This is a genomic window from Mycobacterium paraense (assembly GCF_002101815.1).
GTDB lineage: Bacteria > Actinomycetota > Actinomycetes > Mycobacteriales > Mycobacteriaceae > Mycobacterium > Mycobacterium paraense.
In genome coordinates, this window is sequence record NZ_LQPM01000037.1 from 1 (window position 1) to 18,105 (window position 18,105).

Annotated in this window: 18 protein-coding genes and 1 pseudogene; 6 read left to right on the forward strand and 13 right to left on the reverse strand. The window is 70.3% G+C overall.

Translation table 11 applies throughout. From position 1 onward, the window contains the following. Window positions 1-78 precede the first annotated feature (78 nt). From AWB89_RS24470 to AWB89_RS24480, 3 genes are read right to left on the reverse strand one after another with little or no spacing between them, the layout of a single operon-like run. Entirely contained in the window at window positions 79-930 is an 852-nt protein-coding gene (locus AWB89_RS24470; RefSeq protein WP_085177182.1) for a glycine betaine ABC transporter substrate-binding protein, read from the reverse strand. Then, window positions 927-2,099 (reverse strand): NAD(P)-dependent malic enzyme, encoded by a 1,173-nt coding sequence (locus AWB89_RS24475; RefSeq protein ID WP_085103309.1) that lies wholly within the window; start codon window positions 2,097-2,099, stop codon window positions 927-929. The genes AWB89_RS24470 and AWB89_RS24475 overlap by 4 nt, the downstream gene beginning before the upstream one ends. 52 nt (window positions 2,100-2,151) lie before the next feature. Beyond that, entirely contained in the window at window positions 2,152-3,141 is a 990-nt protein-coding gene (locus AWB89_RS24480; RefSeq protein ID WP_085103311.1) for a malate dehydrogenase, read from the reverse strand. Between the two features lie 176 nt (window positions 3,142-3,317). Here AWB89_RS24480 and corA point away from each other — a divergent pair, with 176 nt between their 5' ends. Continuing rightward, window positions 3,318-4,421, forward strand: a complete 1,104-nt coding sequence (gene corA, locus AWB89_RS24485; protein ID WP_085177184.1) for a magnesium/cobalt transporter CorA — start codon at window positions 3,318-3,320, stop codon at window positions 4,419-4,421. A gap of 123 nt (window positions 4,422-4,544) precedes the next feature. On the opposite strand, the gene AWB89_RS24490 is transcribed toward corA, so the two are convergent. Genes AWB89_RS24490 through AWB89_RS24515 form a run of 6 tightly spaced genes read right to left on the reverse strand, consistent with a single transcriptional unit; the run spans window position 4,545 to window position 9,951 of the window. Further along, window positions 4,545-5,132 carry a suppressor of fused domain protein gene (locus tag AWB89_RS24490; RefSeq protein ID WP_142282626.1) on the reverse strand — a complete coding sequence of 196 codons (588 nt, stop codon included), beginning with the start codon at window positions 5,130-5,132 and terminating at the stop codon, window positions 4,545-4,547. Beyond that, entirely contained in the window at window positions 5,129-6,304 is a 1,176-nt protein-coding gene (locus AWB89_RS24495) for an ABC transporter ATP-binding protein (protein WP_085177186.1), read from the reverse strand. The genes AWB89_RS24490 and AWB89_RS24495 overlap by 4 nt, the downstream gene beginning before the upstream one ends. 4 nt (window positions 6,305-6,308) lie before the next feature. Continuing rightward, window positions 6,309-7,133, reverse strand: a complete 825-nt coding sequence (locus tag AWB89_RS24500; protein ID WP_142282627.1) for a carbohydrate ABC transporter permease — start codon at window positions 7,131-7,133, stop codon at window positions 6,309-6,311. A 4-nt stretch (window positions 7,134-7,137) separates the two neighbouring features. Then, window positions 7,138-7,980, reverse strand: coding sequence for a carbohydrate ABC transporter permease (locus AWB89_RS24505; RefSeq protein ID WP_085177210.1), 843 nt, complete (start codon window positions 7,978-7,980; stop codon window positions 7,138-7,140). A 26-nt stretch (window positions 7,981-8,006) separates the two neighbouring features. Beyond that, a complete protein-coding gene (locus AWB89_RS24510) occupies window positions 8,007-9,419 on the reverse strand; it encodes an extracellular solute-binding protein (RefSeq protein WP_085177208.1) in 1,413 nt (470 codons plus the stop codon). Between the two features lie 4 nt (window positions 9,420-9,423). Then, window positions 9,424-9,951, reverse strand: a complete 528-nt coding sequence (locus AWB89_RS24515) for a general stress protein (protein WP_085103320.1) — start codon at window positions 9,949-9,951, stop codon at window positions 9,424-9,426. 75 nt (window positions 9,952-10,026) lie between these two features. Here AWB89_RS24515 and AWB89_RS24520 point away from each other — a divergent pair, with 75 nt between their 5' ends. The 5 genes from AWB89_RS24520 (at window position 10,027) to AWB89_RS24540 (ending at window position 15,075) form a co-directional block, all read left to right on the forward strand. Next, window positions 10,027-10,548 carry a DUF4190 domain-containing protein gene (locus tag AWB89_RS24520; protein ID WP_085177190.1) on the forward strand — a complete coding sequence of 174 codons (522 nt, stop codon included), beginning with the start codon at window positions 10,027-10,029 and terminating at the stop codon, window positions 10,546-10,548. 58 nt (window positions 10,549-10,606) lie between these two features. After that, window positions 10,607-11,917, forward strand: coding sequence for a magnesium transporter MgtE N-terminal domain-containing protein (locus AWB89_RS24525; protein WP_085177192.1), 1,311 nt, complete (start codon window positions 10,607-10,609; stop codon window positions 11,915-11,917). Then, a complete protein-coding gene (locus AWB89_RS24530; protein ID WP_085177194.1) occupies window positions 11,914-12,444 on the forward strand; it encodes a DUF1003 domain-containing protein in 531 nt (176 codons plus the stop codon). The genes AWB89_RS24525 and AWB89_RS24530 overlap by 4 nt, the downstream gene beginning before the upstream one ends. Before the next feature lie 114 nt (window positions 12,445-12,558). Next, complete coding sequence (locus tag AWB89_RS24535; RefSeq protein WP_085177196.1) at window positions 12,559-13,893, forward strand: lytic transglycosylase domain-containing protein; 1,335 nt, start codon at window positions 12,559-12,561, stop codon at window positions 13,891-13,893. A gap of 36 nt (window positions 13,894-13,929) precedes the next feature. Then, the gene (locus AWB89_RS24540) at window positions 13,930-15,075 is read left to right on the forward strand and encodes an Mrp/NBP35 family ATP-binding protein (RefSeq protein ID WP_085177198.1); all 1,146 of its coding nucleotides are present in this window, start codon (window positions 13,930-13,932) and stop codon (window positions 15,073-15,075) included. Between the two features lie 128 nt (window positions 15,076-15,203). Here the strand turns inward: AWB89_RS24540 and tatB are convergent, their stop codons facing one another. From tatB to AWB89_RS28365, 4 genes and pseudogenes are all read right to left on the reverse strand, one after another. Further along, on the reverse strand, window positions 15,204-15,614 hold the full coding sequence (gene tatB, locus AWB89_RS24545; RefSeq protein ID WP_085177200.1) for a Sec-independent protein translocase protein TatB: 411 nt from the start codon (window positions 15,612-15,614) through the stop codon (window positions 15,204-15,206). Then, the gene (gene htrA, locus AWB89_RS24550) at window positions 15,614-17,146 is read right to left on the reverse strand and encodes a serine protease HtrA (protein WP_085177202.1); all 1,533 of its coding nucleotides are present in this window, start codon (window positions 17,144-17,146) and stop codon (window positions 15,614-15,616) included. The genes tatB and htrA overlap by 1 nt, the downstream gene beginning before the upstream one ends. A gap of 107 nt (window positions 17,147-17,253) precedes the next feature. Then, window positions 17,254-17,628, reverse strand: a complete 375-nt coding sequence (gene rseA, locus AWB89_RS24555; protein WP_085177204.1) for an anti-sigma E factor RseA — start codon at window positions 17,626-17,628, stop codon at window positions 17,254-17,256. A 133-nt stretch (window positions 17,629-17,761) separates the two neighbouring features. Further along, a pseudogene (locus tag AWB89_RS28365) lies at window positions 17,762-18,105 on the reverse strand (hypothetical protein); the annotation flags it as partial.

Consider the following 18,105-nt stretch of genomic DNA (forward strand, 5'->3'; position numbering starts at 1 on the left):
AGACAAGCCACACCCCACCCGGGGGTTCTCCTCACATCAAGCCGACACGCCTGCTACCAACGTCCTGACCGAGTACATCTAGCGCCCCAGCGGGTGTTCGGCCAGCCAGCCGCCGGCCACCGCCTGCGGGTCGGCGCCGCCGGCCACCTGCCGGCGCATGTCGGCCAGGGCCGCGGTGTCCAGCACGCCGGCCACCTCGTTGATGGCCAACAGCTGCCGATCGCTCAGCGCGTTGCGCCGATACAGCGGCACCACGTTCTCGGCCCGCACCAGCGCGGGTTTGCCGTCGGCCAGCGTGACCAGGTCGGTGGGGCTCGCCGGGTCGGCGGCCGTCGTCCATCCCGCGGTCAGCTGGCCGGCCCGCACCGCCGCGAAAAGTGCGTCCTCCGAAGGGAATTGGCGCGGGGCGGGCAGCCGGCACGAGCCCACCGACGCGGGTGCGGCAAATCCGTCGACGGCACCGAGCGCCAGCCCGTCGCAGTGCTTGGGCAGGGTGCTCAGGTCCGCGGTCAGGTCGTGGCCACCCCACGCCTTGGCGGTGGCCTGGGTGATCAGCAGCACCGGCTTGTCGTTGGCCGCGGTGGTGTAGTCGCCGGCCAGCACGCCCTCGGGCAGCGCCGCGATCATCGCGCGGTAGACCTGCGCGTCGGACATCGCCACCGCGGCGGGTTGCAACCGCTGCAACGTCTGGCCGGTGAACGCGGGGACGACGGTGAACGCCCCGGAGTCCAGCTTCGCCATCGGGTCGGGGTCAGTGCCGGGTCGCGCCGCGAACCCGTAGGACCGCAACGCCGCCACGTAGACACCCGCCAGCAGCGCCGACCCGGGGTCGGGCCGGGATCCGACCACCAATTCCGGGGCGGGCCGGCGTTCGCCGCAGCCGGCCACCGCGAGCAGGGCGGCCAGCAGCAGCGCGGCCAGCCTGATCACACGGACGTGTCTGCGGCGATCGCGACGGCGGCGGCGACGGCCTCCCGGACGCGCGAGTCCAGCGGGCTGGGGACGATCCGGTCGATCGCGAGGTCGTCGCTGACGACGGAGAAGATCGCCTCCGCCGCGGCCACCATCATCTTCTCGGTGATCCGGCGCGCCCCGGCGTCCAGCGCGCCGCGGAACACCCCGGGGAACGCGAGCACGTTGTTGATCTGGTTGGGATAGTCGCTGCGGCCGGTGGCCACCACCGCCGCGTACTTGGCCGCCACCTCGGGGTGGATCTCCGGGTCCGGGTTGGACAGCGCGAACACGATCCCGCCGGGCGCCATCGTGGCGATCAGCTCCTCGGGCACCACACCCCCCGACAGCCCGAGGAACACGTCCGCGCCCTCCAGCGCCTCGACGAGGCCGCCGGTCAGGCCGTCCGGGTTGGTCCGTCGCGCCAGGTCGACCTTCACGCTGTTCATGTCGTCGCGCCCGGTGTGCAGGATGCCGCGCGAGTCAAGGACCGTGATGTCCGAAACACCCATCGTCAGAAGCAGATTCGTGCACGCCACACCCGCGGCGCCTGCGCCGGAGACCACCGCGCGCAGCGAGGACATGTCGCGGCCGAGCAGCTTGCTGGCGCCCATCATCGCCGCCAGCACGACGATCGCGGTCCCGTGCTGGTCGTCGTGCATCACCGGGCAGTCCAGCGCCTCGATCACCCGGCGCTCGATCTCGAAGCAGCGCGGGGCGCTGATGTCCTCGAGGTTGACGGCGCCGAACGTCGGCCTCAGCCGCACCAGCGTCTCGACGATCTCGTCGGGATCCTTGGTGTCCAGCACGATCGGGATCGCGTTCAGGCCGCCGTACGCCTGGAACAGCGCGCACTTGCCCTCCATCACCGGCAGCGACGCCTCGGGACCGATGTCGCCCAGGCCGAGCACCGCGCTGCCGTCGCTGACGACGGCCACCAGCCGGTTCGACCAGGTGTAGCGGGCGGCCAGGGTGCGGTCCGCCGCGATCGCCCGGCTGACCTGCGCCACACCCGGGGTGTAGGCGATCGACAACGCGCGTTGGGTGTCCAGCGGCGCGCTCAGGGCCACCGAAAGCTTCCCGCCTACATGCGCGTCGAAGATCTCGTCGTCTCCGATGGCGACCTGTGGCTGCGCGATCTCTGGCATCGGATCAGGGTAAGGGCTACCCATTAGTAGGCCTAATTTCCGCTCGGTTGGTTCAGATGAGGCCGAGCTCGGTCACCGCGTTGCGCTCGTCGGCCAGCTCCGCCGTCGACTTGTCGATCCGGCCGCGGGAGAACTCGTCGATCTCCAGGCCCTGCACGATCGACCAGTCGCCGCCCTTGGTGGTCACCGGGAACGACGAGATCAGGCCCTCCGGCACGCCGTACGAGCCGTCGGAGATGACGGCCATCGACACCCAGTTGCCCTCCGGGCTGCCGAGCAGCCAGTCGCGGGCGGCGTCGATGGTCGCCGAGGCGGCCGACGCGGCCGACGAGGCGCCGCGGGCGTCGATGATCGCCGCGCCGCGCTTGGCGACGGTCGGGATGAAGTCGTTCTCGATCCACGCCTGGTCGCCCACGACCTCGGCCGCGTTCTTGCCCTTGACCTCCGCGTGGAAGATGTCGGGGTACTGGGTGGCCGAGTGGTTGCCCCAGATCGTCATCTTCTTGATGTCGGTGACGGCGGCGCCGGTCTTGCGGGCCAGCTGCGTGATGGCCCGGTTGTGGTCGAGGCGGGTGAGCGCCGAGAACCGCTCCCGCGGGATGTCGGGCGCGTTGCTCATCGCGATCAGCGCGTTGGTGTTGGCCGGGTTGCCCGTCACGCCGACGCGCACGTCGTCGGCCGCCACCGAGTTCAGCGCCTTGCCCTGCGCGGTGAAGATCGCGCCGTTGGCCTCCAGCAGGTCGCCGCGCTCCATGCCCGGGCCGCGCGGGCGCGCGCCGACGAGCAGCGCCAGGTTCACGCCGTCGAAGATCTTGTTCGGGTCCGCGCCGATCTCGACGCCCGACAGCAGCGGGAAGGCGCAGTCGTCGAGCTCCATCACGACACCCTCGAGCGCCTTGAGCGCGGGCTCGATCTCCAGCAGCCGCAGCTCGATCGGGCGGTCGGGCCCCAGCAGCGCGCCGCTGGCGAGGCGGAACAACAGGCTGTAGCCGATCTGGCCGGCGGCGCCGGTGACGGCGACCTTGACGGGACTTGCGCTCACTTCGGATGGCTCCTTATGGAGAAGTTCAGGATTGTGTGTCGTGCTCGAAACTAGCGCACCGCCCTTCGCCCGAAACCTCCGGTCCATGGCCGCCGCGGAGTCTTCACGTCGCGTTTCGCCAGGACGCGTAGCATTGAGCACCGCTTGGCGGACCTGCGTGGTGATCGGAGGTAAAGGTGTTTCCCGGACCTGACGCCTTGCCCGAGGTGCTGCGACCGCTCGCGCGCGAGCCGCACGAGCCGCCGGCAAAACCCGTCGAGAAGCGGCCCAACGAGACCCTGGTCGACTGCGCGGTCTACGCGTCCGGCCACCGGCTGCCGGGAAAGTTCAGCTACGCCGCCGCGCTCGACCGGGTGCGCCAGCTCGAGCTGATCGGGCAGGAGGCGTTCGCCTGGGTCGGCCTGCGCGAGCCGAACCTGGCCGAGATGCAGGAGGTGGCGGACGTCTTCGGGCTGCACGCCCTGGCCGTCGAGGACGCCGTGTGCGCGCACCAGCGGCCCAAGCTGGAGCGCTACGACGAGACGCTGTTCCTCGTCCTGAAGACGGTCAACTACGTCCCGCACGAGTCGGTGGCGCTGGCCCGCCAGATCGTCGAGACCGGCGAGGTGATGGTGTTCGTCGGCAAGAATTTCGTGGTCACCGTCCGCCACGGCGAGCACGGCGGGCTGTCCGAGGTGCGCAAGCGGATGGAGGGCGACCCCGAGCAGCTGCGCCTGGGACCGTATTCGGTGATGCACGCGATCGCCCACGAGGTGGTGAACCACTATCTCGAGGTGAGCCATCTGATCGAGGCCGACATCGACAGCATCGAGGAGGTGGCGTTCGAGCCGGGCCGCAAGCTCGACGTCGAACCGATCTATCTGCTCAAGCGCGAGGTCGTCGAACTGCGCCGCTGCGTCAACCCGCTGTCCGGCGCGTTCAATCGCATCCAGCTGGAGAACAAAGACCTCATCGCCAAGGAGGTGCGCCGCTACCTGCGCGACCTCGCCGATCACCACTCCGAGGCCGCCGAGCACATCGCCAGCTACGACGACATGCTCAACTCGCTGATCCAGGCGGCCCTGGCCCGGGTGGGCATGCAGCAGAACAACGACATGCGCAAGATGGCGGCCTGGGCCGGCATCCTGGCGGTGCCGACCATGGTCGCGGCCATCTACGGCATGAACTTTCATTTCATGCCCGAGCTGAACTGGACGTGGGGTTATCCGGGGGTGATGGCCGGGATGGCCGTCGTCTGCCTGGTGCTGTACTTCCAATTCCGCCGCAACAACTGGCTGTAGCCTTCTTTCCGCCACGCCGAGTGTGCGCTGACGGCTTTCGGTGTGCATACAGGGCGAGAATTTCGCGTTTTTCCCGCCATGGGTTCACACTCAAAGCCGTGAGTGCACGCGCGACCGCGGAGATCAGTCGGGTTGCGCCGCAGGGCGTTTCGGGTCTAGCACGTCGACGCCGTCGCCCAGCCACGCCTGCCGCATCGCCTCGGCGCCCTTGAGCCGCACCCACGCGGCCTCGGTCGCGGTGATCGGCGTCGCCGACAGGAACTGCACCGGGTCGCGGGGCGGGTCCAGCGGCAGGTCCTCGATGTCGCTGCGGCCCAACAGCACCGCGGTGAACGGCACCCGTCCCGACGGCCACGCCCACAGCGGCGAGCCGAGGTCGATCAGGGCGTCGGGCACCAGCACCACGCCGTCGACGGCCGGGGTGGCGGCCAGCACCGCCAGGCTGCGGGCGATCCCGGTGACCGGCCCGGGCTCCCGCAGGCGCAGGACGACCTCGGCGCGCGGGCCGCGCTCGGGGTCGGCGACCATGTCCGTCGGGTCGGTCATCGGATGGCGCGAGCAGCCCAGCGACACGTAATGAACCAGCCCGTCGCTCCCGCGAAACCGCAACACCTCAAGGGTTTCGGTGCCCAGGAAGGTCACGCTCGCCGAATCGGGCTCCACGCCGGCGAAGTGGGCGCGCAGGTGCGCGCGCACCAGGTCCGTGATCACTCGGCGACCGGTGCGATCGTCAGGTTCACCCCCGTGTCGGCGTCGAAGACGGTCACCTTCGCCGTGTCGAGCGCCAACTCGATCGACTGCCCCACGGCCGCCTTCGACTCCGCGGCAACCCTTGCCACGAACTGGTTTTCGTGCATCTCACCCTCGGCCTCCAGCTCGTCCAGCTGGGCCGCGTGCACGGCCGGACCCGCGGTGGTGAAGTACACGTATTTGTCGGCGCCCAGCGATTCCACCAAATCGACCTTCACCTCGAAGGTCAGCGCCCTGATGCGCTGGTAGCCGTCGATCAACGCGGCGTCGGCCAGGTGCTCGGGGCGCACGCCGACGATGACGTTCTCCGGCCGCGGGTGCCGCGCAATCACCTCCTGCACCTCCGGCGCCAGCATCACCTCACCCACCGACAGCGTCAGCCCGGTCGGCGTCAGCTCCGCCGGGAAGAAGTTCATCGCCGGCGATCCGATGAACCCCGCCACGAACAGGTTCGCGGGCCGCTCGTACAGCTCGTCGGGCGTGCCGATCTGCTGCGCCACCCCGCCGTGCATCACCACCACGCGGTCGCCGAGCGTCATGGCCTCGGTCTGGTCGTGGGTGACGTAGACAGTGGTGGTGCCCAATCTGCGCTGCAGGCGGGCGATCTCGCCGCGCATCTGCACCCGCAGCTTGGCGTCCAGGTTTGACAGCGGCTCGTCCATCAAAAACGCCTTGGGATGGCGCACGATCGCGCGGCCCATCGCCACCCGCTGCCGTTGCCCACCCGACAGCTGGGACGGCTTGCGGTCCAAAAGCTCGGTCAGGTCAAGGGTTTTGGCGGTCTCCTCGACCTTCTGCGCGATCTCGGCCTTCTTCATCTTCGTCAGGGTCAGCGGAAAGGCGATGTTCTGCCGCACGGTCATGTGCGGGTAGAGCGCGTAGGACTGGAACACCATGGCGATGTCGCGGTCCTTGGGCGCCTTCTCGTTCATCCGGACGCCGTCGATGCGCAGCTCGCCCGACGAGATGTCCTCAAGCCCGGCAATCATGTTCAGCGTCGTCGTCTTGCCGCAGCCGGACGGGCCGACCAGGATCAAAAACTCGCCGTCGGCGATGGTGATGCTCAGGTCGCGCACCGCCGCGGCGCCGTCGGCGTAGCTCTTGTTGACGTGCTCCAACACGATCTCGGCCATCGCGCTATCCCTTCACGGCGCCAGAGGTCAACCCGGCGACAATCCGTCGTTGAAAAATTAGAACAAATACGATGATCGGGACGGTAATCACGACGGCGCCCGCCGCGATCGATCCGGTCGGCTCCTCGAACTGCGAACTGCCGCTGAAGTTCGCGATCGCCACCGGGGCGGTGATCGCCGCCTCGGTCGCGGTCAGCGACAGCGCCAGCAGCAGGTCGTTCCAGGCGAAGATGAACACCAGGATCGCCGCGGTCACCAGGCCCGGCGCCGCCAACGGCACGATCACCTTGCGGAAGGCCTGGCCCGGCGTGGCGCCGTCCATCTTCGCCGCCTTCTCCAGATCCCACGGGATCTCCCGGAAGAACGCCGACAGCGTGTAAATGGCAAGGGGTAGAGCGAAAGTGATGTAGGGCAGGATCAACCCGGGCCAGGTGTCGAACAGCCCGAGGGCGCGTTCGATGTTGAACAGCGGGGTGACCAGTGAGATGGCCGGGAACATGGTGATCAGCAACGTCGCCCCGATCAGCAGCCGCTTGCCGGGGAAGTTCAGCCGGGCGATCGCGTAGGCCGCCATCGCGCCGAGCACCACGGCGATCGCGGTGGTGATCACCCCGATTCCGATGGAGTTGATCAGCGCGGAGGCGAAGAATTCGCCGCGGAAGATGCCGCGATAGTTGTCCAGCGTCACCGACGACGGAATCAGCTTGCCGTCCTTGACCGTTGACGACGGCTTGAGCGACAGCGACAGGATCCATAGCACCGGAACGAGGGCGTACAGCACGACCAGCGCGTCGATCACGGCCCACCCGGCGGCGCGCCGGGCGCCCACGCGTTCACCGCCCATCGGCGTCACCCCCGGGCGCGGCCGCGCCGAACACCTTGATGTAGACCAGCGCGATGATGCCCACGCAACAGAAGATCAGCACGCTGATCGCCGAGCCAAGCCCCACGTTGAAGCCCTTGAACAGGTTGTCGTAGCCCAGGATTGACACCGAGTCGGTGTTGTTGGCGCCGTCGGTCAGCACGTAGATGTTGTCGAAGATGCGGAAGGCGTCCAGCGTCCGGAACAGCAGCGCGACCACCACCGCCGGCTTGATGATCGGCAGGATGACCCGGGTCAGCCGCCGCCAGGCGCCGGCCCCGTCGACCTGCGCGGCCTTCAGCAGGTCCTCGGGCACCAGCGCCAGCCCGGCCAGCAGCAGCAGCGACATGAACGGCGTGGTCTTCCAGACCTCGGCCAGCACGACGATGCCCAGCGACGGGATCTGTTGCGTCAGTGGCGCGCTGCCGTGCGGCAACAGGTTGGCCAGGTAGCCGGTGCCCGGCGTCCACGCGTAGTACCAGCTGTACGACGCGACGACGGTGACGATGCCGTACGGGATGAGCACCGCCGTGCGCACCAGTCCCCTCCCGACGAGCGTGCGGTGCATCACCAGCGCCAGCGCCAGGCCCAGCGCGAACTCGATCGCCACCGACACCACCGTGATGCCCAGCGTCACCGCCAGCGCGGTCCACCAATACCGGTCGGTCAAAATCGTTTGGTAGTTGCCCAATCCGATGAATGCGGTGTCGTGGGGGGTGGCGAGGCTGTTGCGCTGCAGGCTGAGCCACACGGCGTAACCGATCGGGTAGGCCGTCACCGCCAGCATCAGGGTCGCCGCCGGCGCGACCAGCATCAGGCCGAGTCGCCGTTCGGAGGCGCTCACGGCAACAGGCCCTTCCCGTCGATCGCCCGCTGCGCCTGCGCGGCGAGCTCGTCCGCCGTGCGCTCCGGGTCGATCGCGGCGATCGGGCTCAGCGCCGTCGACAGCCGCAGCGACAGCGCCTGGTATGCGGGCGTCGCGGGCCGCACGGCGGCGTCGGTGAGCTGCTGGCGGATCACGGTGTACATCGGATACTTCGCCTGAAACTGCGCATCGGAATACAGCGACGCGCGCACGGCGGGCAGGCCGCCCTCGATCGACACGTACCTCTGGCTCTGCAGGCTGCGCAGGCAGCGCACGGCCTCGAACGCCTCGGCGCGGTGGCGGGTGGTGCTGGACACGGCCAAATTCAGCCCGCCGATCGTCACCTTGGCCGGCCGGCCAGCCGCCACCCGGGGATACGGCGCGAAACCGAACACCTTTTGGCTGGCCTCGTACGCGATGCGGAATTGCTCGTCGTTGGGCACGAAGGTGCCGACGTCGTTGACGCTGCCGGCCAACGCCGGGTCCCGGTTCAGCGGCAGGAAAGGCACGCCGCCCTTCACCGCGTTCTCGAGCAGCGACGCCAGCACGTAGGGCCAGTTGACCTCGAGCGCGGCCTTGCCCTGTTCCACCGCCAACCGCGCGGTGCCCTCGTCGCTCCGGCTGATCGACGGGTCGGCCCCGGGTGCGGTGGCCACCGACTTGAGGACCCGCAGCGCGGCGACGGTGGCGGCCCGGTGCGCGGGCGTGTCCGTCAGCGTGACCCGCGTGCCGTCGTCGGAGAGCACCTGGCCGCCCGCGCTGACCAGCAGCGTGTTGAACCACACCACCAGGCCCTCGCCCTCGTTGGCCTGCACGGCGATCCAGGCGGGTAGGCCCGCGGCGTGCAGCCGGGCGGCCTCGGCCACCATGGCGTCCCACGTCATCGGCGCGGGGTTCACCAAATCGGGGCGGTACCAAAGCAATTGGGTGTTGGTCGTCACGGGTGCGCCATACAGGTCGTTCTTCCAGCGGGCCGTCGCGAGCGGGCCCGGCAGGGTGTCGACGGTGGCGTCCGTCTCGGCCCGCCCCGCCGGGTCATCGGACAACGGCAACGCCCAACCGGCCTCGGCGAACTCCGCGGTCCAGACCACGTCCAGCGCCATCACGTCCAGCCCGCGGTCGTGGGCGCTCAGCCGGCGCGCCAGCTGCACCCGCTGCTCCCCGGGCCCCCGGGGCAGGCTGACGTGCCGGATCGCGAACCGGCCCCCGAGCTGCCGGGTGCACTCCTGCGCGACGGCGGTGAAGGTGGCCGCGTCGGTGGCCGGCGTGTAAAAGCTGAGTACCAGCCCGCCGCCGGGCGGGCCGCAGGCGGACAGCAGCGACGCGACCGCGAGCGTCGCCAGGGCGAAAGCGCCTATTCGGCGTGCGCGCCCACGACGGCTGGCCACCAATTCAGATCGCCAGGCGCGCCAGCAGATCCCGGGCCTTTTCTGCGTTTTGCGGATCGCAGAGAACGTCGTAGCGGCCGGCCACCAACTGCATGGTGGAGCTGAAATCCCTTGTGCCACGGGCCATTGCGTAGGGGACCGCGGAGGTGATCAAACCGAAGAACACCCCGGCGACCAGGCCGGTGACCAGGGCGGCCCAGGGGTTGGGGCTGAAGAAGCCGAGCACCAAGCCGATGAACAGGCCGAGCCATGCCCCGCTGATGACGCCGCCACCGAGCACTTTCGGCCACGACAGCCGGCCGGTGACCCGTTCGACCTGCATGAGGTCGACCCCGACGATGGTGACCTGCTGCACCGGGAACTGCTGGTCGGACAGATAGTCGACGGCGCGCTGCGCCTCGGCGTACGTCGGGTAGGACCCGACCGGCCAGCCCTTGGGCGGGGTCGGGAGCGAGGGCACGCCGCGCCGAGCGGCCGCCGCGCCGCCGGGCGTGCCGCCGGGAACCTGCCCGGGCTGGAAAGGACTAGTCATCGGCTCTCATTCTCCTCCGCCTCGGCCATCCTTTCATCCCGGGCTTGTGGCCGCCCATGGGCTAGGTTGAACGCCATGGCAGCTCCCGGCGGTGGCCGCGGCGACGAGGCTGGTCCGCCGCCCGGCGGCCGCCCCGAGCAGCCCGCTTGGCAACCGCCCTGGGAACCGCCGGCGGCCGACTATCCGCCCGACCCGTATTCACCGCCGGGCTACCCGGCCGGCTATCCGCCGCCGCCCGGCTACGGGCCCCCGCCCCCCGGCTACGGCCCGCCGCCGCCCGGCTACGGGCCACCGCCGCCCGGCTACGGCCCGCCCGCCTACCCGGGGTATCCCGGCGGCTCCTACGGGGGGCCGGACTACCGGGTTTCGGCCGGCACCAACGGCATGGCGATCGGCTCGCTCATCGCGTCGTTCGCCGGTTTCTTCTGCTGTGTCATCGGCTCGGTGGTGGCGATCGTGCTGGGCGTGGTCGCGCTGAACCAGATCAAGCAGACCCGCCAGGAGGGCTACGGCCTGGCGGTCACCGGCATCGTGATCGGCGTCGGCACCCTGGTGGTGTTTCTGATCATCGCGATGTTCAGCATCCATTCCCATTAGCGCGACTCGCGCCATGGCAAGCCCGCCGTCCCCGCGGCGGCTGAATAGGCTCTCCTGCATGGGACCGGTCAACAGGGTGTACGTCGCGCGGCTGCCGCGGATGCTGGTACTCGGTCCGCTCGGCGAAAACTTCGGGCGCGTCCGCGATGTCGTGATCAGCATCAGCATCGTCCGCCAGCAGCCCCGCGTGCTGGGACTGATCGTCGACTTGGCCACGCGCCGCAGCATTTTCATTCCGATGTTGCGCGTCGCCTCGATCGAGCCCAACGCGGTGACGCTCAACACCGGCAGCGTGTCCCTGCGCCACTTTCAGCAGCGCCCCGGCGAGGTGCTGGCCATGGGCCAGATACTCGACACCCCGGTCAAGGTCAACGACCCCGAGCTGCCCGAGCTGGCCGGCCTCGACGTGGTGATCACCGACCTGGGCATCGAACAGACCCGAACCAGGGACTGGCTGGTCACCCGGGTCGCCGTGCGCAGCCAGCGACGGCTGGGGCGGCGCGGCCCCGTCCACGTGGTGGACTGGCAGAACGTGCAGGGCCTCACCCCGTCGGCCCTGGCGCTGCCGGACCAGGGCGTGGCCCAGCTGCTCGCCCAGTTCGAGGGGCGCCGGGCGGTCGACGTCGCCGACGTCATCCACGGGCTGCCGCCCAAGCGTCGCTACGAGGTGCTCAAGGCGCTCGACGACGACCGGCTGGCCGACGTCTTGCAGGAGCTGCCCGAGTTGGATCAGGCGGACGTGCTCTCGCAGCTGGGCACCGACCGATCGGCCGACGTGCTCGAGGAGATGGATCCCGACGACGCCGCCGACCTGCTGGGGGTGCTCAACCCGACCGACGCCGAGATGCTGCTGACCCGGATGGACCCGGACGAGTCCGAGCCGGTGCGCCGGCTGCTGACCCACTCCCCCGACACCGCGGGCGGCTTGATGACCTCCGACCCGGTGGTGCTGACGCCGGACACGTCGGTCGCCGAGGCGCTGGCCCGGGTTCGCGATCCCGACCTCACCGCCGCGCTGGCTTCGATGGTGTTCGTGGCGCGTCCGCCGACGGCCACCCCCACCGGGCGCTACCTGGGCTGCATCCCGTTGCAGCGGCTGCTCCGCGAGGCGCCGGCCGAGCTGGTCGGCGGGATCGTCGACAGCGACCTGCTCACCCTGACGCCGGAGACGCCGCTGGGCGCGGTGACCCGCTACCTCGCCGCGTACAACCTGGTGTGCGGGCCGGTGCTCGACGACCAGAACCATCTGTTGGGGGCGGTAACCGTGGACGACCTACTCGACCACCTGCTGCCGCACGACTGGCGCGTGGATGTGCAGCAGCTGGACACCACCGGCCGGATCGAACGACGACTGGGGGAATCCGGGTGAGCAGATCCACCGCGACACGACGGCTCTACACCCCGCGGACCTCCCGCAGGTACTCCCCGCGCGTCGACCCCGAGGCCGTCGGGCAGCTCACCGAGTCCATCGCTCGTTTCTTCGGCACCGGCCGCTACCTGCTGATCCAGACGATCATCGTGGTGGCCTGGATTTTGGTGAACGTGTTCGCGGCCGCGCTGCGCTGGGACCCGTACCCGTTCATCCTGCTCAATCTGGCGTTCTCCACGCAGGCCGCGTACGCGGCGCCGCTGATCCTGCTGGCCCAGAACCGCCAGGAGAACCGGGACCGGGTCGCGCTCGACGAGGACCGCCGTCGCGCCGCGCAGACCAAGGCCGACACCGAGTACCTGGCCCGCGAACTGGCGGCGCTGCGGCTGGCCGTGGGCGAGGTCGTGACGCGCGAGTACCTGCGCCACGAGCTGGAGGACCTGCGCTCTATGCTGACCCAGTTACTGCCGGAGGACGCGGACGGGGAGGTCCGCAGCGGCGGGTCAGGATTGGGAGCGGGTCGCTAAGAAATCCCGCTAATTATCAATTCCGCCATTGCGCCACTCCCGTCACGGGGGTTATGTATTGTGATCTGGTTCACGAAGCTAAGCAGTAGTTTCCCGACCTTTTAGGACGGTCGAGTGCGCATTGGGGGACGCTGGAGTCCACGCCCGGCCGTCGCGGCCGTGCGACAGCGAGCGGTTCGCTTGACCAAAGTTCGCGTGACAAAGACCCCGGCGTTCGGCGTCGCCGTGATCGCCCCGCTCGTCTTCGCCGGCGCCGTCGGCGGCTCGGGGCCCGAAGTTCACGCGAAGGTTGCCCCCGGCCACGGCCAGGGCGCGCCGGTGCGCGCCGCCATCTACCCCGTCGCCGCCGTTTCGCCGAGCGTCCCCGACACCTCCGGGCCGGTCGTCATCGCCGCCGACCACACCCCCACCGCCTTCCACATCGCCGAGGCCGCCCCGTCCGCGCCGCCTCCCCCGATGATCGTGAATGCGCCTGGCGCGCTGGGCATTCCGTCGATCGCCCTGGCGGCCTACCGCAGCGCCGAACAGAAGATGGCCGTCGCCGCCCCCGGCTGCGGCGTCAGCTGGAACCTGCTCGCCGGGATCGGGCGCATCGAGTCGGGCCACGCCGGTGGTGGGGCCGTCGATGCGCGCGGCACCGCGGTCGTCCCGATCTACGGCCCGTCGCTGGACGGCACCCTGCCCGGCAACGAGGTCATCCTGCAGAGCACCGTCGGCAATCGCCCCACCTACGCCCGCGCGATGGGGCCGATGCAGTTCCTGCCCGGCACCTGGGCGCGCTACGCCGCCGACGGCAAGGGCGACGGGACGGCCGACCCGCAGAACCTGTTCGACTCCGCGCTGGCCGCCGCCCGGTACCTGTGCAGCGGCGGGCTCAACCTGCGCGACCCCATGCAGGTGATGTCGGCGATCCTGCGTTACAACAACTCGGTGCCCTACGCGCAGAACGTCCTGGGCTGGGCCGCCGCGTACGCCACCGGCGTGGTCCCCGTCGACCTGCCGCCGATGACCGGCCCGCCGCCGCCGCTGGGCAACGCGCACGACGATCATCCGGAGGGGCTCGGTCCGAACCTGCCGATGAACGTCATCGGCCTGCCGTCGGACGACTTCTTCTCGCGCACACCGCTGATCGACCTGAGCGGGACGCCGCCCACCAGCCAGCAGCCGATGTTCCCCTGGATGCAACCCACGCCGCAGCAGGCGCCGACGCAACAGCCCGGCTGCACCGTGATCTGCATCGGCCCGCAAAACCCGGCGCCGCCGGCCCCGTTCGGACAACCGGCGTTCGGCGCGCCCGCGCCGCCGCCGTTCGGAGCGCCCCCGCCCCCGCCGTTCGGAGCGCCCCCGCCCGCGATGCCCGCCGCCCCGCCTTCCGGCCCGGCGGCCCCCGGCCAGGCGGCCCCCGGTCCGGCAGCCGGCGCGCCCAGGGCGCCCGGTCCGGCCAGCTGACCAGCGTCCGATCGAAGCCGCCTAGACTCGGCGGTGATGTCCAATCCTGATACCGCCGACCTCGTCGCGGAAATCCGCACCGCGCTGGGGAAGGTGATCGACCCCGAATTGCGCCGTCCCATCACCGAACTCGGGATGGTCAAGAGCGTCGACGTCGAGGCCGACGGCGGCGTGCACGTCGCGATCTACCTGACTACCGCCGCGTGCCCGAAGAAGACCGAAATCAGCGAGCGGGTCACCAGCGCCGTTGCCGACGTCCCCGGCACCGGCGCCGTCAAGGTCAGCCTGGACGTGATGAACGACGAACAGCGCACCGAGCTGCGCAAGCAGCTGCGCGGCGACGCCCGGGAGCCCGTCATCCCGTTCGCCCAGCCCAGCTCGCTGACCCGGGTGTACGCCGTCGCCTCCGGCAAAGGCGGCGTCGGAAAGTCGACGGTCACGGTGAACCTGGCCGCGGCGATGGCCGCGCGCGGGTTGTCCGTCGGCGTGCTCGACGCCGACATTCACGGCCATTCCATCCCCCGGATGATGGGCACCACCGACCGGCCCACCCAGGTCGAGTCAATGATCCTGCCGCCCATCGCCCACGAGGTGAAGGTCATCTCGATCGCGCAGTTCACCCAGGGCAACACCCCGGTGGTGTGGCGCGGGCCGATGCTGCACCGCGCGTTGCAGCAGTTCCTGGCCGACGTCTACTGGGGCGACCTGGACGTGCTGCTGCTCGATCTGCCGCCGGGCACCGGCGACGTCGCCATCTCCTTGGCGCAGCTGCTGCCCAACGCCGAGATCCTGGTGGTGACCACGCCGCAGCTGGCCGCGGCCGAGGTCGCCGAACGGGCCGGCAGCATCGCGCTGCAAACCCGCCAGCGCGTCGTCGGCGTCGTCGAGAACATGTCCGGGCTGGTGCTGCCCGACGGGACCACGATGCAGGTGTTCGGCGAGGGCGGCGGGCAGCAGGTCGCCGAGCGGCTGTCCCGCGCGGTCGGCGCCGACGTGCCGCTGCTGGGCCAGATCCCGCTGGACCCCGCGCTGGTCGCGGCCGGCGACGCCGGCGTGCCGATCGTGCTGAGCGCCCCGGACTCCCCCGTCGGCAAGGAACTGCGCGGCGTGGCGGACAGCCTGTCGTCGCGCAAGCGCGGGCTGGCGGGCGTGTCGCTGGGGCTGGACCCGACGCGCCGCTGAGCAGCGCTATACCGCTTGGTGTGCACTCAGGGTTTTGGCTGTGCAACTACGGCGGGATTTCGGCCCCGGATCCCATCCCGGGCTCACACGCAACGCCGTCAGCTCACACCCAACGCCGTCAGCTCACCTCAGGTGGCGTCGGCGTCGAACGGCGCGGGGCCGCCGGTGTGCGGCTCGGGCTGCGAGGGCAGCGGCACCGGTTGGGCGGGCTCGGCCGGCTTGGGCGGGGCCCCGTTGACCGGGCGGTCGAAGTTTCCGGTCAAAAAGGAGTCGTCGCCGTCCAGCAGGTGCTTGGTCAGCGCGGCGCGCGGGCTCATGCCGCGCAGGCGCTGCAGCTCGCTGAGCGGCTCGCGCAGGTCGTCGAACTCGGGTCCGAGGTCCTGGCGCAGCTGGGTCGTCATGCCGCTGAGGTAGTCGCGCGCCTGCCGCAGCGTGTTCGACGTCCAGCGGATGGCGCCGGGGAGCCGCTCGGGCCCGAGGATCACCAGCCCGACCACCACGAGGACGAGGATGTGCTCCCAGCTCAAATTGCCGAACACTAGCTGTTATCCGGGTCGGGTTTCACCGTCAGCGTGACGTGGCGGCCGTCGCGCACGACCTCCACCGGGGAGTCCTGCCCGATGGTCAGCTGTCGCACCGCGACGACGAACTCGTCGGCGTCGGCGACCTTGCGGCTGCCGACCTTGACGATCACGTCGTTCTCCAGGATCCCGCCCTTCTGCGCCGGGCTGCCCGCCTTGACGTTGGCCACCTGCGCGCCGGAGGCGATCGCGTTGCTCACCGACCGGGTGCTGACGCCCAGCGTCGGGTGCACGATCTTGCCGTCCTTGATCAGGGCCTGGGCCACCGACTTGACCTCGTTGATCGGGATCGCGAAGCCGAGCCCACTTGCGCTGTCGGACAACGACTTACCGGCCGTGTCGATGCCGATCACCTGGGAGTCCATGTTGATCAGCGGGCCGCCGGAGTTGCCGTGGTTGATCGACGCGTCGGTCTGGACCGCGTCGATGACGGTGTCGGTGTCGGAGCCCTCGCCCGACAGCGGGACGGGGCGGTGCAGCGCGCTGATGATGCCGTGGGTCACCGTGCTGCGCAGGCCCAGCGGCGCACCGGCGGCCAGCACCTCGTCGCCGACGCGCACCTTGTCGGAGTCACCCAGCTGGGCCACGCTCAGGTTGTCGACGTTGTCGACCTTGAGCACCGCCAGGTCGGTCTTGGGGTCGCGGCCCACCAGGTTGGCCGGCACCTCCTTGCCGTCGTTGAAGACGACGGTCGTCTTGAACTGGCTGGGGTTGTTGGCCGCCTCGGAGATGACGTGGTTGTTGGTGACGATGTAGCCGCGGCCGTCGATGACCACCCCGGAGCCCTGCATGCCCTCCTGGTCGCTCTTCGACTCGATGGTGACGACGGCGCCGGCGGTCGCGGCGGCCACCTTGGCGAACCGGCCCGCCGGCAGCTCGGAATTGCCGGGCGTCGACAGCGTGACCTTCGAGGTGGTGAACGCCTCGATGACCTCGGCCGTCTTGCGGCCGATCACGCCGCCGATCAGGCCGATCACCAGCGCGATCAGCAGCAGCACGGCCAGCGCCAAATACGACACCCTGCGCCCGAACAGCACGTCGCGCACCCCGAGCTTGCCGCCGTAGCCCGGCACGGCCTGCGGTCCCGCCGGCGCGACGGCCGGGGTCCCCAGCGCCGCGGCGGCGCCGGGGTCGCGCCAGGGGTCTTCTGCGCCGTCGGGCTCGGCGCCGTCCTGCTCGGCGGCCAGCGCGCCGGCGTCGATCGGGTGGCGCTGCAGCGTGTCCACGGTCCCGACGGGCCGGCTGAACGCCTCCTCGAGGACGGGGTCGGCGGGCGGATCGTGCGGCCGGAATTCGGACTGCTCGCGGTACTTGGGCGGGCGCACCCGCTCGGCGACGAAGGAGCCGCGCAATCCGGTGGGACGGCCGAACGCCTGGCGCGCTGCGGGATCCACCGGTGGCCGGGAGATGGGGCGCGGCGCCAGGCGGTCTCCGCCGTTGTTGCCGGCGTTGCCGCTGTCGTTGCCCGTGTTGTTGCCGTCGGAGGTCACGTCGCCTTTGGATCCTCTTCTTGAGCGTTCGAGACAGGCCGCTTACCGGGCGCGTTGCACCACGGCGGCTTTGTGCTTGTCCACCCTAGTATCCACGGGTGCGGCGATTATCGGCGCTTACGCTGGTCGCGCGTATCGCGCTCGGCTGTGTCGTCGTCCGACGGGTGGTGCGGGATCTCGGACAGCAAGCCCAGCAGGTTGCTGGGGATGCGGATCGGGTTGGAATCGCGCAGCGCGGCACGCGCCCGGCACTGATCCTCGACCTCGGCGGCGCATTCGGGGCAGAGCGAGAGGTGGTGGGCGGCGCGCAGGTGGGCGTTCATCCGCAGCTCACCGTCGACGAACGCCGCGATCGCCTCGATGGACAGGTGTTCGGTGGAACGGAACCGGCGCGGCGCGCCGACCGGCGCATCGCTCTGGGAGGCGAACTGTGCGGGCAGCCAGGAGAACGCGCGGCGAAACACCTCTCCTCGGTCCGCCATCACCCGTTCCTTTCGGTTCTTTCAGAGACCTCTTAAGACGCTCCTAATCGAATGTAGCGCGGGACGGCGCTCAATACGCCGTCTCCCGCGCACCAAACGCGAGTATTTGAAGGCGACAACCCAGGGAAGCGCGCTACGAACTCTGCCCGGACAGGCCATTGCCCAGGGTGCCGTTGTCGCCCAGGCCGCCGCCACCACCGCCGGTGGCGGGGCCACCGGAGCCGCCGCTGTTATGGCCGACGTTGCCGCTGGCGCCCGGGCCGCCCGCCCCGCCGGCGAAACCGTCGCCACCGCGACCGCCGTCGCCGTCCGAGACGGGGGTGCCCGCGATCGCGCCGCCGCCCCCGCCCCCACCGATGCCCGCCGGGCTTCCACCGCCGCCGAAGCCGCCCGCGTGCGTGACACTCGGGCTCTGCGCTTGCCCGCCGTCGCCGCCCTGGCCGCCGATGGAGGTGGCGTCGCCGCCGCCACCCCCGC

Excerpts from the sequence above, each read along its gene's own strand:
- AWB89_RS24475 (WP_085103309.1), bottom strand. The coding sequence starts at position 2,099 with ATGCCAGAGATCGCGCAGCCACAGGTCGCCATCGGAGACGACGAGATC.
- AWB89_RS24495 (WP_085177186.1), bottom strand. The coding sequence starts at position 6,304 with ATGGCCGAGATCGTGTTGGAGCACGTCAACAAGAGCTACGCCGACGGC.
- AWB89_RS24505 (WP_085177210.1), bottom strand. The coding sequence starts at position 7,980 with ATGCTGGTCGCGCCGGCGGCGACCCTGATGCTGGCGGTGACGGCCTAC.
- AWB89_RS24515 (WP_085103320.1), bottom strand. The coding sequence starts at position 9,951 with ATGACTAGTCCTTTCCAGCCCGGGCAGGTTCCCGGCGGCACGCCCGGC.
- AWB89_RS24520 (WP_085177190.1), top strand. The coding sequence starts at position 10,027 with ATGGCAGCTCCCGGCGGTGGCCGCGGCGACGAGGCTGGTCCGCCGCCC.
- AWB89_RS24525 (WP_085177192.1), top strand. The coding sequence starts at position 10,607 with ATGGGACCGGTCAACAGGGTGTACGTCGCGCGGCTGCCGCGGATGCTG.
- AWB89_RS24540 (WP_085177198.1), top strand. The coding sequence starts at position 13,930 with ATGTCCAATCCTGATACCGCCGACCTCGTCGCGGAAATCCGCACCGCG.
- rseA (WP_085177204.1), bottom strand. The coding sequence starts at position 17,628 with ATGGCGGACCGAGGAGAGGTGTTTCGCCGCGCGTTCTCCTGGCTGCCC.